The sequence below is a fragment of the Candidatus Villigracilis affinis genome, from assembly GCF_016705895.1.
Lineage (GTDB): Bacteria > Chloroflexota > Anaerolineae > Anaerolineales > Villigracilaceae > Villigracilis > Villigracilis affinis.
In genome coordinates, this window is sequence record NZ_JADJKT010000006.1 from 1 (window position 1) to 18504 (window position 18504).

At 47.6% G+C, this 18504-nt stretch carries 16 protein-coding genes and 4 pseudogenes; 6 read left to right on the forward strand and 14 right to left on the reverse strand.

Annotated features, from left to right (window positions below; genetic code table 11):
• Window positions 1-63: 63 nt before the first annotated feature.
• The 13 genes and pseudogenes from IPI86_RS03790 to IPI86_RS03850 all read right to left on the reverse strand — a co-directional run bounded on the left by IPI86_RS03790 (window position 64) and on the right by IPI86_RS03850 (window position 9325).
• Window positions 64-138, reverse strand: coding sequence for a hypothetical protein (locus tag IPI86_RS03790; RefSeq protein ID WP_345296839.1), 75 nt, complete (start codon window positions 136-138; stop codon window positions 64-66).
• The gene (gene rbsD, locus IPI86_RS03795; RefSeq protein ID WP_345296658.1) at window positions 122-469 is read right to left on the reverse strand and encodes a D-ribose pyranase; all 348 of its coding nucleotides are present in this window, start codon (window positions 467-469) and stop codon (window positions 122-124) included. The genes IPI86_RS03790 and rbsD overlap by 17 nt, the downstream gene beginning before the upstream one ends.
• A gap of 229 nt (window positions 470-698) precedes the next feature.
• Window positions 699-1574, reverse strand: a pseudogene (locus IPI86_RS03800) (D-ribose ABC transporter substrate-binding protein); the annotation flags it as partial.
• A 78-nt stretch (window positions 1575-1652) separates the two neighbouring features.
• Window positions 1653-2537 (reverse strand): annotated as a pseudogene (locus tag IPI86_RS03805) (D-ribose ABC transporter substrate-binding protein); the annotation flags it as partial.
• A gap of 175 nt (window positions 2538-2712) precedes the next feature.
• A complete protein-coding gene (locus tag IPI86_RS03810; RefSeq protein ID WP_345296659.1) occupies window positions 2713-3777 on the reverse strand; it encodes an ABC transporter permease in 1065 nt (354 codons plus the stop codon).
• A gap of 1 nt (window position 3778) precedes the next feature.
• A complete protein-coding gene (locus tag IPI86_RS03815; RefSeq protein WP_345296660.1) occupies window positions 3779-4150 on the reverse strand; it encodes an ATP-binding cassette domain-containing protein in 372 nt (123 codons plus the stop codon).
• The gene (locus tag IPI86_RS03820) at window positions 4117-5376 is read right to left on the reverse strand and encodes a sugar ABC transporter ATP-binding protein (RefSeq protein ID WP_345296661.1); all 1260 of its coding nucleotides are present in this window, start codon (window positions 5374-5376) and stop codon (window positions 4117-4119) included. Before IPI86_RS03820 ends, IPI86_RS03815 begins: the two co-directional genes overlap by 34 nt.
• 3 nt (window positions 5377-5379) lie before the next feature.
• The gene (locus IPI86_RS03825) at window positions 5380-5694 is read right to left on the reverse strand and encodes a DUF2291 family protein (RefSeq protein WP_345296662.1); all 315 of its coding nucleotides are present in this window, start codon (window positions 5692-5694) and stop codon (window positions 5380-5382) included.
• Between the two features lie 161 nt (window positions 5695-5855).
• Complete coding sequence (locus IPI86_RS03830) at window positions 5856-6071, reverse strand: DUF2291 family protein (RefSeq protein WP_345296663.1); 216 nt, start codon at window positions 6069-6071, stop codon at window positions 5856-5858.
• Entirely contained in the window at window positions 6068-6511 is a 444-nt protein-coding gene (locus IPI86_RS03835; RefSeq protein ID WP_345296664.1) for an FGGY-family carbohydrate kinase, read from the reverse strand. Before IPI86_RS03835 ends, IPI86_RS03830 begins: the two co-directional genes overlap by 4 nt.
• Window positions 6442-7578: pseudogene (locus IPI86_RS03840) on the reverse strand (FGGY family carbohydrate kinase); the annotation flags it as partial. The gene IPI86_RS03835 and the pseudogene IPI86_RS03840, both read right to left, overlap by 70 nt.
• Before the next feature lie 3 nt (window positions 7579-7581).
• On the reverse strand, window positions 7582-8550 hold the full coding sequence (locus IPI86_RS03845) for a transketolase C-terminal domain-containing protein (RefSeq protein WP_345296665.1): 969 nt from the start codon (window positions 8548-8550) through the stop codon (window positions 7582-7584).
• Entirely contained in the window at window positions 8543-9325 is a 783-nt protein-coding gene (locus IPI86_RS03850) for a transketolase (protein ID WP_345296840.1), read from the reverse strand. The genes IPI86_RS03845 and IPI86_RS03850 overlap by 8 nt, the downstream gene beginning before the upstream one ends.
• 219 nt (window positions 9326-9544) lie before the next feature.
• On the opposite strand from IPI86_RS03850, the pseudogene IPI86_RS03855 reads away from it, so the two are divergent.
• Window positions 9545-10495, forward strand: a pseudogene (locus IPI86_RS03855) (sugar-binding transcriptional regulator).
• Window positions 10496-10512: 17 nt separating this feature from the next.
• Here the strand turns inward: IPI86_RS03855 and IPI86_RS03860 are convergent.
• Entirely contained in the window at window positions 10513-10902 is a 390-nt protein-coding gene (locus tag IPI86_RS03860) for an ATP-binding protein (protein ID WP_345296666.1), read from the reverse strand.
• On the opposite strand from IPI86_RS03860, the gene IPI86_RS03865 reads away from it, so the two are divergent.
• The 5 genes from IPI86_RS03865 to IPI86_RS03885 all read left to right on the forward strand — a co-directional run bounded on the left by IPI86_RS03865 (window position 10877) and on the right by IPI86_RS03885 (window position 18486).
• Complete coding sequence (locus IPI86_RS03865) at window positions 10877-11848, forward strand: vitamin K epoxide reductase family protein (protein WP_345296667.1); 972 nt, start codon at window positions 10877-10879, stop codon at window positions 11846-11848. The two genes, IPI86_RS03860 and IPI86_RS03865, sit on opposite strands and share 26 nt — an antisense overlap.
• A 434-nt stretch (window positions 11849-12282) precedes the next feature.
• Window positions 12283-13731: an SLC13 family permease gene (locus IPI86_RS03870; RefSeq protein ID WP_345296668.1), complete on the forward strand. Its 1449-nt coding sequence runs from the start codon at window positions 12283-12285 to the stop codon at window positions 13729-13731.
• On the forward strand, window positions 13731-14855 hold the full coding sequence (locus IPI86_RS03875) for a M14 family metallopeptidase (RefSeq protein ID WP_345296669.1): 1125 nt from the start codon (window positions 13731-13733) through the stop codon (window positions 14853-14855). The genes IPI86_RS03870 and IPI86_RS03875 overlap by 1 nt, the downstream gene beginning before the upstream one ends.
• 933 nt (window positions 14856-15788) lie before the next feature.
• Window positions 15789-17012 (forward strand): pentapeptide repeat-containing protein, encoded by a 1224-nt coding sequence (locus IPI86_RS03880; protein ID WP_345296670.1) that lies wholly within the window; start codon window positions 15789-15791, stop codon window positions 17010-17012.
• Window positions 17013-17373: 361 nt separating this feature from the next.
• Window positions 17374-18486 carry a response regulator gene (locus IPI86_RS03885; protein ID WP_345296671.1) on the forward strand — a complete coding sequence of 371 codons (1113 nt, stop codon included), beginning with the start codon at window positions 17374-17376 and terminating at the stop codon, window positions 18484-18486.
• Window positions 18487-18504: the final 18 nt, after the last annotated feature.

The following is an 18504-nucleotide window of genomic DNA, read 5'->3' on the forward strand; positions in this document are numbered from 1 at the left end:
GAAAATGACTCCCAAGGTAGTTTTCATCGTATCTCCTTCAATTCGTTTAGAAAATTTAGATCGTTATAACTTGAACCCCCAGGCTCCAGCTACAAGAATGACATTGGCAAAGGGCGTAAATTCAGCGGTGCGAATGATTGCTTTTGTAGAACCAGATAAACCTTTTAAAGTCGAGATGCGGGAGGGTTTCAATAGGCGTATCGCCTAATAATTTTCGAATTCCATCGTAGATGTGCGGGCTCTTCGTCAAAATATCTTCCGAGACATACGCTTTTTCCACGAACATTTCAGTCAGAACCACTTCAAGCGTTTCAAGAAAACCGGGGACACCGGGTTTAAGCGCCAGGTCGATGCGTTGAACCGAATCAGGGATGGGAAGCCCGGCATCCGCGACAGTCAACATATCGGAGTGTTCGAGATGGGCGATGACGGTGGATATCGATGCGTTGATAATTCCAATTTTTTTCATTGCGCTTCATTCCCAGCCGGAAGTTGATTCCGTTATATTTGCATTGTCTTTCACTGTATCCGATCCATCAACAGACGTATAATGGTGGGGACACCTTGCCCGGCATGAACCTGGTCGCGAACCTGTTCCATGTGGCAGGTGCCCCCATTGGAGGTGGTGGACGGTCGTGAAACCGCCCGCCACCTCTTCTGTTGTTATATCTTCATGGTAACAACAAGAATGTTAATACTTAGGGACAACTCGTCTTGCCATTGGGTGCAAAGCCCGTGTACTGGCAGGCGTTTTCAGGAGTCAACAGAACCATATCGAGAGATTGCTTCTCAGGCTGTCCCGTGCTGCCAGTGCGGATGTAAAGATCAGCTTGAATGACAGCTTGAGTCGCCAGGTCTGCTACGGGTTGTAAAGCGCCTGCATCGATCTTACCAGCGATAATGGATTCATTGACATCGTCGGAACCGTCGAAACCAACCACGATCACATCGGAACGTCCAGCGGCATCCAAAGCAGCCTGTGCGCCGAGAGCCATCGTATCGTTACCGCAGATCACGCCTTTGATATTGGGATTCGCCTGGAGCAAGCTTTCCATTACATCGAAGGCTTCGGTCTGGCTCCAATTGGCGGTTTGCTGAGCAACCATCGTCATGCCCGGGATCGCATCCAGAACATCGTGATAACCCTGTGAGCGGACGTGCGCATTGGTGTCAGTGTCTTTACCAGTCAGTTCGATGTATTCGCCTTCTTCGCCCATCAAGCGGGCAAATTCTTCAGCGAGAACTGTTGCGCCTTGATAGTTGTTGGAAACGATCTGGGAAACAGCCACGCCTTCCTGAGTAATTTCACGGTCAATAAGGAAAGTCGGAACGCCTGCATCTTTTGCTTTTTGAATGGCGGCGATGCTGGCGTCTGCACCAGCGTTATCAAGAATGATGGCGACAGCGCCTTGAGCAACGCAGCTATCGATCATTTCGCTTTGCTTATTGGCGTCATCTTCATGAACGAGTTTCAGAGTTGTGTAGCCAAGTTCCTCTGCCTTGGCAGCAGCGATTTCCTGCTGGGTGCCAAAGAACGGATTTTCCACAGGCGGCACGATCACGCACATCAAACCACCGGCAACTGGTTCAGCAGGCTCAGAAGATGTGGTTGTACAAGGATCGGTCTTGCCGTTGGGGGCAAAGCCCGTGTACTGACAGGCGTTTTCAGGGGTGAGCAGAACCATGTCGATGGATTGCTTCTCGGGTTTGCCAGTGGAACCAGTACGGATGTAAAGATCAGCTTGGATAACTGCCTGGGTGGCTAATTCAGCGACGGGTTGTAACGCGCCTGCATCGATCTCGCCTTTCAGCATGGATTCGTTGACATCATCGGAGCCGTCAAAACCAACTACGACCACATCAGAGCGCCCCGCAGCATTCAAGGCGGCTTGTGCGCCGAGCGCCATCGTATCGTTACCAGCGATAACACCTTTGACATTCGGGTTCGCCTGGAGCAGGCTTTCCATCACATCAAAAGCTTCGGTTTGGCTCCAATTGGCAGTCTGCTGGGCAACCATCTTCATATTCGGCATGGCATCCAGAACCTGGTGATAACCATCGGAACGGACATGGGCATTGGTATCCGTATCCTTGCCAGTTAGTTCGATGTATTCGCCTTCTTCGCCCATCAGCCGGGCGAAATCTTCGGCAAGCAAGGTTGCGCCCTGGAAGTTGTTGGAAACGATCTGAGAGACAGCTACACCTTCTTGGGTGATTTCGCGGTCGATCAGGAAAGTTGGAATTCCGGCATCCTTTGCTTTTTGGATGGCGGCAATACTGGCATCTGCACCGGCGTTATCGAGGATGATGGCAACAGCCTTTTGTGCGATACAGCTATCGATCAATTCGCTTTGCTTGTTGGCATCATCGTCATGCACAAGCTTTAGGGCTGTATAGCCGAGTTCTTCTGTCTTGGCAGCTGCGATTTCCTGTTGGGTGCCGAAGAACGGATTTTCCACAGGTGGCACGATGACGCACATCAAGCCGCCCGTAGTCTGCGCTTCTTCAGTAGCCGCAGGTTGACAGGCACTGAGCATCAAGCCAAGTATGGCAAGCAAACTCAGGAAGGTAATGAACTTTTTACTAGACATTTTCTTCTCCTTAGTTAATTAGGGTGTGACTAAAAAATCTGAAGTACTGGGATCACATGAACAAATTGGATGACTGACGCATAGCTCCTTTCTGAGGTTCTCCTCAAAGATTTTGCTGTAATTACTTAATCGCTTGTTGTTTCTGAAGCGCGATTTTTTCCTGCATCCGCGCCTGTACCTGGTCGATAATTACAGCAAATACAATAACCGCACCTTTAATGACCTGCTGCCAGAAGGATGAGACACCTAACATAACCAACCCATCTCCCAGCACGCCGATCACGAATGCGCCGATCAACGTTCCGCCGATACTGCCGCGTCCACCTGCTAGGGATGTACCGCCAAGCACCACCGCAGCAATGGCATTCAATTCAAAACTATCGCCAGTGGCAGGGTGGGCAGCGACTAATTGTGAGGCAATGATGAAACCAACCATCGCCGAACAAAACCCGCTAATGCTGTAGACAATGATCTTTGTGCGGGCAAGACGCACGCCTGAAAGTTCTGCCGCACGCTCATTGCCGCCGATGGAGTACACATGGCGGCCAAAGGGCAGGCGTGTGGTCACAATGTAAGCAACCAGTGCAAAAATTCCCATGATCCAGATGGAATAGTTGATTCCCAGAAAGCTCCCGGCTCCCAGAATCTCAAAACCGGTATTGCCAAGCTCGGGCTTGCCGACGATATTTGCAAAGGTATAGCCATTGTTACGCAGACCTGCAAAGCCGCGGGCTACGTACAACATCCCAAGCGTGGCAATGAAAGGTGCTACATTGAAACGGGTAATAATGAACCCACTGATGGCTCCCATCAAAGTACCCAATGCCAGTGAAATGACAACAATCAGCCATGTATGCGGATAAGCGATAACCCCAAACTGCGGAAGGATGATCCCCTCGTTGATCAATCCTCCGGCGATCATGGCAGTCAACCCTACGATCGAGCCGACAGAAAGATCGATTCCACCTGTCAAAATGATGAAGGTCATGCCGATCGCTAATAAGGCGTTTATCGCCACATGCTTGGACATAATCACGATGTTTTCCGGGCTTAAGAATTGTGGAGCGAGCGAAGTGAAGACAATGAGCACTAGAATTAGTGCGATGAAAGCCCGTCCACGTAATAGGAATTGCTGTATATCAGTGATGGTTAAACTTCGAGAGGGATTAACGTTGGCTGAATTCATATTATTTACCTGTTCCTTGAGGTTTATTACCAGATAGTGGTCCATGCCCGACCGCAGAAGCGGCGACCAGTTTCCCTTCTGTTGCTTCAGCGTGGGTAAACTCGCCTGTAATTGCACCTTTCGACATCACCAAAATTCGATCAGACATCGCCAGAATTTCTTTCAATTCTGAGGAGACAAAGACCACACCATAGCCTTGCCCAGCGAGACGGTTCATGATCTCAAAAATTTCTGATTTTGCACCGACATCAATTCCACGAGTCGGTTCGTCTAGCAATAAGACCTTGGGGTGGGTAAGTAGACCCTTTGCCACAACGACTTTTTGCTGATTTCCGCCGCTTAATGAAGTAATGGGTTGCTGTGAATTTGCCACTCGAATGGATAGTTCCTTGATCTGATGTGCTGTGGATTCTTTTTCTTGTTTATGAGCAAAAAGATCCCTTTGAGATAATTTTTCAAGCTGGCAAGCAGCATATTATCCATGACAGAGAGCGTTTGCACCAATCCAAATTTTTGGCGCTCTTCCGGCACCAAGACAAACCCCGATTGGATGCGCTCTGAGATCGTCGTTGTTACAACTCGTTCCCCATTAAGCCAGATTTTCCCATTGGTCTGCGGCTTTGCCCCAGCCAGACAATCTACAAGGTCAGAACGCCCGGCACCCATCAAGCCATAGAAGCCGAGTATTTCACCTGCTCTTAATTCGAATGAGACATGGTCAAGGATGTATCCACCGCCAGGTCGTGGCAAGGTGAGATCTTCCACTTTGAGCAGCACATTCCCCAATTGACGTTCTTTACGAGTGAACAACGCCGCTGGATTGCGCCCCACCATGTTTTCTATTAACCAGGAAACATTTACTTTGGATGCTTCAGCTTCAGTAACTTTTTTTCCATCACGCAATACGGTGATGAAATCACCGATCTGAAGCAGTTCTTCAAGTTTGTGTGAGATATAAATGATGGCAACGCCGCGTGACTTTAGCTCGCGAATGACACGGAACAAAACTTCCACTTCCGAAGCGCTTAATGCAGAGGTTGGTTCGTCCATGATTAAGATGCGCACATCTTGAGCCAGGGCTTTTGCAATTTCAACGATCTGTTGCTGTCCGATACGCAGATCACCAACTAAGGTGTCTGGGTCGATCTTCTGCTCTAGGCGGTTGATTAACTCAATGGCTTGCTGTTTTTCCTGTTTTTGGGCAATCAATCCATTCTTACGAATTTCTCGTGCCAAATAGATGTTATCCACTACGCTTAGGTTGGCGCATAGATTTAACTCTTGGTAGATAATGCCAATGCCAAGACGGGTCGCATCCAACGGAGACTTGAGGTGGATCTCCCGCCCATCAAGCTGGATCTTCCCGTGAGTGGGGCGCTCAACTCCAGCTAGGATCTTCATCAAGGTGGATTTTCCTGCGCCGTTCTCACCGATCAAAACATTGACCTTGCCCTTGTATACATTGAATGACACATCATCCAATGCCACGGTTCCAGGAAATATCTTGGTAATGTTTTGTGCGGACAGGATGACGCCATTGTCTTCAGCGCTCAATGTCGAATTGGAAGCAGAGTCAAGAACAGTGGTCATGGCGGGCATGGATTAATCTCCCAACTCGATCTCAACTGGTACGATTTTGATCTCTTTCAGGTCGATCTGTATTAAATTGAATGTACGAATGTTGAAAGCACCTTTGAAAGTAATGGTTTTACCCATCAAGCTGCTTGTATCCACACCACCAAGTACCTCAGATAGAACCCGTTTGTTTATTTCAGAGGAAACTTTGCCATATTCTTTTTTTTCTTTGAAATCACCGAAACTGATGAAGCCCACTGCATCACGCACCGAAGTTTCATCACTGGGGATGCGCGTGCCTACATAGATCAATACCTTAATAAGACCGTCATATCCATCCAAGGCCACTTCCAATCGTGCCTAAACTGGTATCCGTGTTGATAGAGACGATCTTGCCGCTGCCTTCACCATATAAACATGCGCCTCACCTACGGTGATCAAACCATATTTGTTGGTGATGTCAATCAGATCTTCTTTAGAAGTCACTCCGTCGGGATTCACTTTTATTTCGGACAGAATCTTGGAGAGATCAATCGCACTTTTATCAAAGGCTGGTCGTCCCAGATCCCATCCACATAGGCAATAGGATCAAAGACTTCACTTTGAGCGGCTTTTTCAACATCCTCGATCTTGACAACCGTGAAGCCATAGCGTCCCACCAGCAGCAGGAATAGCAGAGTCGATATTGCAACGATGATCGTGATCGTTTTTTGTTTCATGCCTTCATCCTTTTGGGTTGATATAAAACCTGTTGAACGGCTGAGAGCCAGCCTGCAAACAGTGCCTCTGCCTGATCGGGTTCCATGGAGGGGGTGTATTTAACAAAACCGAAGGGAAGTTTTTCAAGGTCTTCGAGTGAATTGTGGATCTGCATTCCAAGGCAGCCGTTAAAGACAGCCCCTAAAGCCGATAGTTCTGGCGTTTGGGCAGCTCGTACCTTTAGCTGATTCAAGTCTGCTACAAATTGCATTAGGAAAGCGTTGCGAACTGCGCCTCCATCTGCATGAACCATACTGAGTTTAATGTCAGCATCTTCTCCCATTGCCTTAAGGACGTCTGTAACAATATACCCAATGGACTCAAGGCCGCCCGAACAATATGAGCGCGGGTCGTGGAAGGAGTCATTCCCAAAATGGCGGCTCGCGCATCTGCTCGCCAATAAGGTGCGCTCAGACCTACAAAAGCGGGAATAAAATAAACGCCATCACTATCGGAGACCGAGCGTGCTAGCGTTTCTGTTTCGCCGGGATTTTTAATCAACTGCAACTGATCGCGCATCCATGAAATTGTTGCCCCGGTAAAATTAATGATGCCTTCAAATGCATAGGTGGGTTGCCCCTGCAATACCCAACCGAGAGCCGTCACCGTACCCTGTGCTGATAATCTTTTCTCGTGTCCGATATTTAGCAGGATCGAAGACCCTGTGCCAAAGGTTACTTTTGCGCTACCTGGTGTGAAACAACGTTGGGCAAATAAAGCAGCTTGCGAATCTCCCATCACACCGCAAATCGGAATGCGCCGATCAAGGCTGCCATTCAAATCTGTATCGCCATACCAGGCTGTACTTTCGCGGACGTCTGGTAATACACCAAACTCCAACCCGAAAACTTTACATAGATCCTCGCTCCAACCCAGTTTTTCAATATCATAAAACAAGGTGCGCGAGGCGTTGGTATGGTCGGTGGCATAGACCTTGCCGCCGGTCAGGCGATAGATCAAATAGGTATCGATTGTGCCAAATAAAGCTGAACCATCTTTTATTTTTATCCGTAGATCGGCTCTTGCGTCCAGAAGCCAGCGTAATTTACTTGCTGGGAAATATGTATCGATTTTCAATCCGGTAAGATTATGGACAATTTCCTCGTTACCAGCAGATACCAACTGTTTACAAATATCATCCCCCCGCCGACATTGCCAGATAATTGCATTGTGTAAGGGCAGACCCGTTTCACGATCAAAGATAACGAATGTCTCACGCTGGTTGGTGATGCTAAGCGCCATTATATTGTTCCACTGTTCAGGATGTCTTTGCAACAGTGTAGAAGCAACTTTTAATGTGTTGTTGAAGATTTCTTCAGCATCATGCTCCACCCAGCCAGCGCTTGGATAGATCTGGCGATGCAAAAGCCACTCCTGATCCAGAAGGCGTCCATCAGGGGTAAAGAGCATGGCTTTCGTAGAAGAAGTGCTCTGATCGATCACGAGAAATATGTTCTCAGACTTCACGGGTCAACTTCCTTTTTCAAGAATATCCAAAGCAATTTGCGAAATGCCATCGGCTGAAATGCCGTAGTGATTGAATATCTCGGTCTGGCTGCCTGTAATCGTATGTTCATCAGGAATGCCAACGATACGCAACGGGCGAAAGATTCCCACCTGCATCAAAAAGGACGCTACACGACTCCCTAAACCGCCATTGACGCTATGTTCTTCAACCGTAATGACCACCTTGGAGCGCTCCGTAGCCTGACTCACTGCCTCTTCATCAAATGGGCGGAGGCTGTGTAAGCTTAGCACGCAACTTGTAATGCCTTTTTGCCCTAAGATTTGACTGGCAAGATTAGAGGGAGTAACGGTTTCTCCAATGGCGATCAACGCAATATCATATTTTTCACGTTCCTGAGTTAATTGGATGGCTTTGCCGATCTCAAAATTTACATCAGCGGTATGAAGGTTTGGCATGACTTTTTTGCCGAACCGAATGTAAATGGGGCGGGGGTGATGAATGGCTGCCCGGATCACCTCAATCGTTTCGAAATTATCCGCTGGAGCCACGATGTCAATGTTATTAATGGCTTGTAGTACGGCAAAATCATGCAAGGAATGATGGGTGGTGCCGAGAGAACCATAACTGACACCTGCGCTAATACCGATCACTTTCACAGGGTGATCTGAATATGCGACATCATTTTTGATCTGCTCCAAAGCGCGCGCTGTCAGAAAACACGCTGGGGAGACCACAAAAACTTTCTTGCCCACGGAAGCGAGTCCTGCCGAAACGCCTACCAAATTCTGTTCGGCAATACCAATTTCCACGATCTGCTCAGGGAATTTATCGGCAAAAGGTGTCACACGCCCTGACCCGCGTGAATCGCTTGTAACAACCAAAACTTCGCGGTCAAGAGTAGCCAGTTCTATTAAAGTGCTGGCAAATATATCGAGATTGGTTTTTCCATTTGGTAGATTAGAGTTACCCATTGGGTCTCTCCAACTTTTTCTCTGCTTCTTCCAATTCCGATAAGGCTGCGGCATATTCTTCTTCAGTAGGTACCCGATGATGCCACTGAATTTGGTTTTCCATGAAACTTATCCCATTTCCTTTGGTGGTATGTGCCAAGACTAGATTGGGTTTTCCTGTTTCAAATGGAAGTTTTTCAAATAAGGCAGTTAATTCTTCTATGTTGTTGCCATTTACATGACGAACAGCAAACCCAAATGCAGAAAATTTTCCCTCAAGGGGCTCCATGCTCATGACTTTTTCTGTGGGTCCACTGATCTGCAGGGTGTTTCGATCCACAATGGCAACCAGATTATCCAGTCTGTAGTGAGCCGCACTGGCTGATGCTTCCCAAATGGAGCCTTCTGTCAGCTCGCCATCGCCCATAATGGTAAAGACCCGGTCTGAGCGTCCATCCCTTTTTGCTGCCAAAGCCATACCTATGGCAACGGAAAGCCCGTGACCAAGTGCGCCTGTATTTTGTTCGATACCTAAGACACTGCGGGTGGGATGACCAATAAAATCAGATGCGTATTTTTCGACCGTATCCAGGAGATCATAGGAAAAAAAGCCTTTATCTGCCAATACCGCATATAAGGCTTCAACCGAATGCCCCTTGCTATGAATATAGTGATCACGATCAATGAGATTGAAATTCTGAGGGCTGATGTTCATAACATGATTATAAAGAACGTTTAGAATGTCAATACAGGACAGGCTCCCGCCTGTATGTCCGGCGTTTGCCTTATAGATCATTTCCAATAAAGTCTTACGGCACAAAATGGATTTGCGCCTTAAGCCTAAGATTTTCTGTTTATCAAGAAGGGAGTGGAGGAAGTTGTCATGGTTTTGAATAATTATTCACTTGTGTAATATAATTCATTTAGAGGTATAATACATAGTACTGATGAATAAATCAATAGAATATGAATAACTATTCAGTGCAGTACAATCATTCACGGAGAACAAAACATTATGCCCAGAATTGACGAACTACGCTTAATTGCGCGCGTGGCGCGTATGTATTATGAATGGGAAAAAAGCCAGTCTGAGATCGCAAAGCAGCTTGGCTTATCTCAGGCAACTGTTTCAAGATTATTGAGCCGCTCAAAAGAAGAGGGGATTATTCGAATTTCGATCAATCTCCCCGGTGGGGTCTATACCGAGCTGGAGGAAACTCTCGTCAAGAAATTCGGTCTGCGGGATGCCATTGTTGTGGATAGCTTGGAAGATAATGAAAAGTTGATTCAGCGTGACCTCGGCGCAGCCACTGCTTACTTTTTGGAGTCAGCGATTCGCCCTAACGAAGTGATTGGCATTTCTTCCTGGAGCGCCACCCTGCTCGCGATGGTGGATGCCCTTCATCCTGCACCACGCAAGCCCGGTGTAAAAGTTGTTCAAATCCTAGGTGGAATTGGCAATCCATCAGCAGAAGCCCACGCTACTCGACTGACATCACGCATCGCGCAGCTGGTTAGTGGAGAAGCCGTTTATTTGCCGGTATCTGGTGTGCTTGCTACTGAAGCCGCGCGAGACATTTTAGCGGCAGACGAAGTAGCACAACAGGCAATCAGGTTGTTTGATCATGTCACAACCGCACTGGTGGGATCGGTTCCATAGAACCATCACCATTGCTCGCGCAAAGTGGTAATATCTTTGCTCCCCAAGAGATGAAGCTGTTACGAAAAGCAAATGCAGTAGGAGATATCTTATTGCGATTTTTTGATCAAAATGGGGATTTGGTAGATACCGGGTTGGAAAAGCGGGTCATTTCCATGAGCCTGGAACAGTTACAAAGTAAGCCGCGCAATTGGCGTGGCGGGCGGCTCAAGAAAATATTCCGCCATTTTGGGGGCATTACGCGGACATTGGATTAATATCCTCGTAACAGATCACTTTACTGCTAAGCGACTGAATAACGAATAAACTTTTATCTCTTTCACTTACCCCATCATGATCTTTGGGCGGTATTGCCACGTCTCCGCCAAATGCGTGGACTGGATTTCATCGCTACCCGCCAAATCCGCAATCGTGCGTGATAACTTCAGGATGCGATGATAGGCACGCGCCGACAAATTGAGTTGACTCATCACCGCCCGTTTCAGACTCTGACCTTCGGGCTGTAACTGACTAAATTGCCGTACCTCCCCGATGAGCATATCGGTATTGCTGACGATATCTGTTGCAAATTGAACCCGCTGACGAATCAATTCGCTGGTTTCACCGACTTTGTTACTGCTGAGTTTTTCATAATCAACGCGCGGCACTTCGATGTGAATGTCAATGCGGTCGAGCAGGAGACCGGAGATGTGTTTTTGGTATTTGGTCACCATGGGGCAGTTGCAGGTAGTTGGTGTGGATGTCACAACACAGGATGGGAACACTTTGTTTATATCTGCTATGCAAGCCTTCAATGTTAAGCAGGTAGGTGTGCCATTCCTCGTGATCGACGATATCTACTTGATCGGTTCTACTGATATCCCGGAACAATTTCCGACGCTGGTTCAGACGCTGGTTCAGACTTACCTTGCACAAGGTGGGGTGGATTTTCCCAACATCCCAGGATTGCAAGAAGCAATAAGCACGGATGCATCACTTCAAATGGAAACGCTTCATTCTACGCCTTTGCCTGCTTCAACCGCCCCAGCTTTTCCCGCGCCGACAGTGATGCCTGACGTTAATGGCGGGGATATTCGATGGACTGAAAAATTTATGCGCGATCCTGTAGGGAACACACTTTCAGTAATCGTTCTTTTGGGAATGCTTGGGTCACTGGGATGGGGAATTGCATTTTTTAGAAAAGGGGATTCGCGTACAACACAGCAAGCAGAATGGGCGCGGATCATTCCGATGCTTTGTGTAATTGGTTTTGGCGTTGCCGGGTATCTGGCTTTTGTCGAAACCGCCCAAACAACTGCGGTCTGCGGACCGGTTGGGGATTGTAATACTGTCCAGCAAAGTGAATATGCAAGGCTTTTTGGCATACTTCCGATTGGTGTATTGGGATTGCTTGGATATATTGCTATTCTTGTTTCCTGGTTCATAGCCAAATTCGCCAAAAATAAACTTGCCAATCTGGCTGTTCTGGCCATGCTGTTTCTGACCGTTTCTGGCACACTTTTCTCGATTTACCTCACCTTCCTGGAGCCTTTTGTCATTGGCGCGACCTGCATTTGGTGTTTAACCTCAGCCATATTAATAACCGTTCTTATGCTCCTTGCTGTGCGATATGCAAAAACTGTATTTCACAAAAAACTATTTGATCGGGTGCGCCATTGATGTGAAAAATAAGCTGCTGATTTGACCATAAATATTTCTATGCTGACTTGAGATTACTCTCCGGTCAGCTTTTGTTTTGATTGCCTCATAATCTGTGGCTGAATTCAGGGTGGAAAGCGGCTTTTCAATACAACAGAGTATCTAAAGTCAAAGGCGAGCTAAAATATTTTTATGAAATGTCCAAGATGCCAAGCCAAAGAAAAACAAAATAAGGTAGGGTTCAATCCATCGGGCAGTCAGAAATATCGCTGTTATGAGTGTGGTAAGAACTACACGCCCAAACCGAAAGAGAATGGGTATCCTGCTGAAATGCGACCACCTACAGGTTTAGACACTCTGCCTTTTTGAATTTTGCACACCCACATAATTAATATGCAATAATCATTGGGTTTTGTGGTAAAGTGTGATTTAAAATCCCAGTCAGGAGCCTCTTCATGGAACAAAAAGCAGGCGCACAGATCGGCAAACGAGCGTTCATTCAATCGCTCGTTATTTTATTTGTCTTGATGATGGTCGCGGGAATTCTCACCCTCGTCATCCCCGCTGGACAGTATTCCCGCATACAAGTGGATGGACGCGAGACCATTGACCCCGCATCGTTCCAACTCGTCGCACATCCCGACTATCCCATCTGGCGCTGGTTCATTGCGCCGTTTGAAGTCCTCGGTAGTTCCAGCGGATTGACCGTCATCGTCATCATCATCGTATTGTTCTTCGCGGGCGGCGCATTCGCAGTGATGGATAAGACTGGCACACTGCGCGCCTTCATTGGCAGAATCGTGCGCCGTTTCAGCGGACGAAAATACACACTCCTATGGATGGTCTCCCTCGCCTTTATGTTCCTCGGCGCAACGCTTGGTACGTTTGAAGAAGTTGTCCTGCTTGTGCCTGTGATGATCGCGCTTTCCTACTCTCTCGGTTGGGATGCGCTGGTTGGACTCGGCATGTCCATCCTTGCGACCAACATGGGATTCTCTGCTGCGATTTCAAATCCATACACATTGGGCGTGTCACAGCAACTTGCAGGATTGCCGCTTTTCTCTGGTGCGTGGCTTCGCATCATTATCTTTATCGTCATTTACCTTATCTTCGGATTTTTCCTTTCAGCATACGCCCGCAAGATAGATAAAAATCCAAAAGACTCTCTCGTGCATGGCGAAGATAATGCCGAACGCGAAAAGTACAAAAGCGTGGACGCCTCCCTCACCGCCGAAGACCCGAAACAAAATCGCGCCATGTCTTTCTTCGGTTTCTTCCTGCTCTTTATTTTTGCAGTCATGCTGATGGGTCCCTTCGTTCCCGCCATTGCAGATTACTCCCTGCCCATCGTTGGCATCCTCTTCCTCATCGGCGGGCTGGGGGCAGGATTCATTTCAGGCGCAGGCGGCAAAAAAGTTTGGCAGGGACTGGTCGAAGGTTGGGGCGGACTCGCTCCCTCCGTCCCGCTGATTCTGATGGCAGCCAGCATCCGCTTCATTATTGACAGCGGCGGCGTCACCGATACCATCCTGCACGCTGCGGCTGATCCATTCCAACAACTTGGCGCGTTCCCCGCCGCGATTGTCATTTACGCGCTCGCACTCAGCATCGAATTCTTCATCGCATCAGGTTCCGCCAAAGCCTTCCTGATGATGCCCATCGTTTTACCCCTCGCAGATCTTATCGGCGTCACCCGCCAAACCGCCGTACTCGCCTACATCTTCGGCGACGGTTTTTCCAACCTCGCCTATCCCACCAACCCTGTCCTGCTCATCAGCCTCGGTCTCACCGTCGTCAGTTATCCCAAGTGGCTGCGCTGGACAGCCAAACTGTGGCTATGGGTTATTCTTGCAACGATTGCATTTTTAGGGATCGCTGTGGCGATTGGATTTGGACCTTTCTAATGGACGTTACCTTCCCCTCATCTTACGAAGACTCCCGCGCGCGCTTCATTCGTGACTTTGAACTGCTGCGTCCCCAATGGGCGGATTCTCGCCTTGAGTCTGTTCCACTAAAAACCGACCCCGCTTTGAGCATTGACTACGCCTGGGCAGAGCCGCGCAAAAAAGAGAATCTCATCGTCATCTCGACAGGCTTGCACGGCATTGAAGGCTATGTTGGTTCGGTCATGCTAAAAATTTTCATGGACGAGTTTGCGCCGAGACTCAATGTAGAAAATACAGGCTTGCTCCTTGTCCACGCCATCAATCCGTGGGGCATGAAGAACATCCGCCGCTACAACGAAAACAACGCCGACTTAAATCGCAACTTCGTTTGGGACGAAAACTTCGATCCAAAAATCAACCCCGATTACGAACTGTTGGCCCCGCTATTGAATCCTGCGCGCCCCATTACAAACCTATTCGCCAGCGATATTGCTTTTCTATCACGCCTGATCGGAAGAATCGTCAAATTGGGCATTCTTCGCATTCGACAAGGCATGTTGAGCGGACAATACCGCCATCCGCGCGGCGTGCAATTTGGCGGGCAGTCCACACAGGAAAGCACCCAAGTCATGCGCGGACTTTTCCAACGCGCATTCGATGAGTATGAGCAAGTCATTCATCTCGACATGCACACGGGCTACGGTCCGCGCTATCAGATGAGTTTCGTTAACTCGACGCGCGAACCAGCTTCCAGTCAGGAATTGACGCGGCGGTTTAACTATCCACTGATCGTTGCCGCCACCCCCTCCGACTTCTACAGCGTCAGCGGCGACATCACCGAATATTTCTATCAACTGCATGACGAGAAATACCCATCCAAAAAATTATTCGCCACCTGTTTTGAATTCGGCACATTCGGGGCTTCGCTTCCAATGCAGATCCGCAGTATGCGCATCACCATTCTGGAAAATCGTTTATTTCAACACGGCGCAAGATCAGATGCACTTCGCAATGCATTAAGAAAAGAATATGTAGAGTTGTTCTTTCCCGCCGAATCCAAATGGCGCCAAAAAGCCATGCAAGATTGCAGACAGGCTTTTGAAGGAGTGTTTTCTGCATACGGTATATTAACTACGTCATAGTTTGGGACTAACCCGTTTTTGGATATAGATTGTGTATGTGAAAAAAAGAAACTTGGTATTCTGTTTAATCCCTATGCTTCTTTCTTCATTCTGTTTGAAGGGAAGGTTGTTCAATAAAATAGTGATAGTGCCCTTTCCAGGCGCTTTATCCCAAAGCCGCCGCTTCTGGCGGCGGTAGTTTGCTTGTGTTTGCCTACCTTGAATAGCCAAAACTCTTATTCTGTAAAAATAACATTTGTACTTCATGAAAAGCAGCCAGTAAAATAAATCATATTTTTAGACAGAATCTTCCGTTAAGTTTATGCCTGTGGTAGTGTGCATTATGCTAACTTTGTCTAATGCGCAGAAAAAATATTTCCGATTGCTTACAATCTCAGGATAAGGATGCGCACAATCGAACTTATTTTGGTGTTTAATTATGAGCAACAAGTTGATTCTTAAGGCATATAGTAATATTTAACTGATAACACCTATGTCCTGCGCAGTTCTGATACAAAACTGAACCAACACGAAGAATTTCCCTCTCGTTCATGATTTCCTCGTCGCACATATTACAATTGGCGCGCACGCCGGAATGTGAAACGATCTCCTTCACAGAGGTCACAAGCTGAATCTCGGTGATAGTGAGCATCTCTTCATCAGGGCAGAGGGCATTCCGTATAGAAGCAAAATGGAGAGAGGGCAGACGAATATGAAGAATTCACTGGTCATATGGATGTGTGATGCGCTGGAAGCGTGGCTCCAGCCTGCAGACGCTTTGCGTGAGCGGGGGGAGGCTGGTGGTGGCGGTGATGTCCACAATAGGAGGTTGAGTAGAGAAACATGCCCCGTGCTCTGAGCTACGCTTATGTTGGTTTGACACAATGGTCTTGGAAGAAAAAAATCTAGCAATTAGAAGGTGAATCCAAGGCAAATGCTGAACAACTAGAATTATTGAAGGCAGACATTGAGGGCTGGAATAAATGGCGGGAGCAACATGACGAGGAAGATATGGAGCCCTGCGAAGTTGATTTCCTAGGAGCCGTTATCCTAAAAGCCATACTCCGTGACGCCAAACTACGTCCTGCACATCTTCGAGAAGCCAACCTCCGTGATGCCAATCTTCGCAATGCCAACCTGTATGGCGCTGACCTTTGGGGGGCCAACCTTTATCATTCGAATCTTTATGGGGCTAACCTGTATGGAGCAACGCTTGAAAGAGCTAACCTCTCTGGAGCTGACCTTACCAAAGCCGATCTACGTTTTGCCTACCTTAAGGCGGCCAACCTTGTTTTAACTCGCTTTCAAGGTGTAAATCTCAGTAATGCCTCGCTCCATCAATCCGATCTGAGTGCAGCCAATTTTCGTGACACCAATCTTTGTGAAACTGATCTTAGTGATGCCAACCTCTATGAAGCCGACTTTCGTAAAGCAGATCTTCGCGGCGCCAACCTCACTGGGGCAAATCTCTATAAAGCCAAACTTAATGAAGCCAATCTCACCGGAGTCAACCTCACGGGAGCCAATCTTAATCGAGCGGACCTTACTGGAGCTAATCTCACTGAAGCTGACCTTAGTTCTTCCAGTCTTATAGGAACCAATATTACGAATACAAAGTTCTACAAGAGTCGTGTTTATGGCATTAGTGCCTGGGATTTGCAAGGTGAAACCAAAGAACAAAAAGATCTGGTTATTACGCCCGATGGTCAATCGGCAATCACCGTTGACAACATTGAAATTGCACAATTCATTTATCTCATTCTGAATAACAAGAATATTCGGGATGTGATAAACACTCTGACATCGAAAACTGTTTTGATTCTCGGGCGCTTCGCTCTGCCAGAGCGCAAGATAATTTTGGATACTCTGAGAGATAAACTGCGTGGATACGATCTTTTACCAATCGTCTTTGATTTTGACCGCCCCACAGATAAAGATTTTACAGAAACGATCAAAACCCTAGCAGGTATCTCCTATTTTGTCATTGCAGATGTGACCAACCCCAAATCATCTCCGCTGGAGTTGCAGGCAACTGTCCCTGATTATCAAATTCCGTTTGTGCCGATCATTCAAGAAGGCGAAAGTCCCTTTGCAATGATGGTTGATCTCCAGAAGAAATATCCCTGGGTGTTGCCGACGAGGAGTTATGACTCGATTGAGACGTTGATGTCGGCTTGAGGCCTGGGATCATTGATCCAGCCGTGGAGATGCGGAATAAGTTGAGGCTTGTCAAGGCGCAGGAACAGGTGACAGAGTCCCTGCGGGATTATGTGGATAAGACATTGTGAGGAAGCAATTGTGGTGTGATGTGGCGAGTAGGTAGGTGAGGGTGTGACCCCTATCGGCCTCTGGCCACTTCCCCCAAATAGAGTGCATATTTGGGGGAAGATCAGCTGTGAGATTTTTCTGTTTCGATGGGCAGGATGATTATTTCGTTGAGGAGACCTGAACCATGTTTGAAATCAAACAAGTAGTTGCATCAAGTATCGATTCTGTATAACTCGCGCTTGGGATAGCAACCATCGCATAGGGAAAATAAATGAGCCGCTTTCAAAACAACAGGTCCAGTTCAGACAGCCGTGGTGTTAGGGAGTTAGTATTCGCGATGCTGATCGCTACTATATCTGTGGCTGTAATACTCATCTCTTTATTCCAGTATGCAAAGTTGAACGATTTGCCAACTTCAACACCCACACTTACACCCATTCAACTTGATGCCACATGGACGGTTACTTCCTCGCAGGTTGCCACAGAGACGCCAACTCTCTTACCCACCTATACGTTTGAGCCTTCAGCAACGCCTTTCTCGCTTATAACGCCGAATCCAACTCAAATTCTTCAGGCAGCGTTTTCTGACATAGATAGTCAACTCAAAAATTCGCTAAAAGGAAACATTGCCTTCAATAAGCCTGAGCAAATGAAAAAGGATGAAACGACAAGCATTGAATTAATCTTGAGTCCATCATTATCTGAACCATCTCTTGCTGCTCAGCTGGTCGATCAGGGAGGTTTTGTCACCAGCACGGCGGCCCCCAACGTATTGATTGCGCCCAATGGCGAAGCGGTCACAGTCCAAACCAGTCAATATGAAGGCACAGGGCTGGGGTTGGCTCTGGTAAAGAAATTGGTTGAGCTGCATGGCGGCCACGTCAGCGTGGAAAGCGAATTGGGCAAAGGCAGTCGTTTTCAATTCACAATTCCCATCCTCGCTACAGACATAGCCGACAAAGAAGGCGCACAAGCAGTCGAAAGCCTCCCGCCTCAAAACGACTTTGCCCCAAAAGAGAAAAACAAGCGCATTCTCATTGCCGAGGATAATGCCGTCAATATGATGGTGATAAGTGATTTCCTGGGCGAAAATGGCTATACCATTATCAAAGCTTGGGACGGATTCGAGGCCCTGAAACAGGCACGTGAGCAAAAACCAGACTTGATCTTGATGGACATTCAAATGCCGCGCCTGAATGGGCTTGAAACGATCAAGGGTCTCCGCGCCCACCCTGAATTGGCATCCATCCCGATCATTGCACTCACCGCCCTAGCCATGCCTGGTGACCGTGAACGCTGCCTCGAGGCAGGTGCAAACGAATATATGACAAAACCTGCCGGCCTGAAAAACCTCCTCGAAATACTGGAGCGGTTGATTCAATAATGATATTGGCAAAAAATA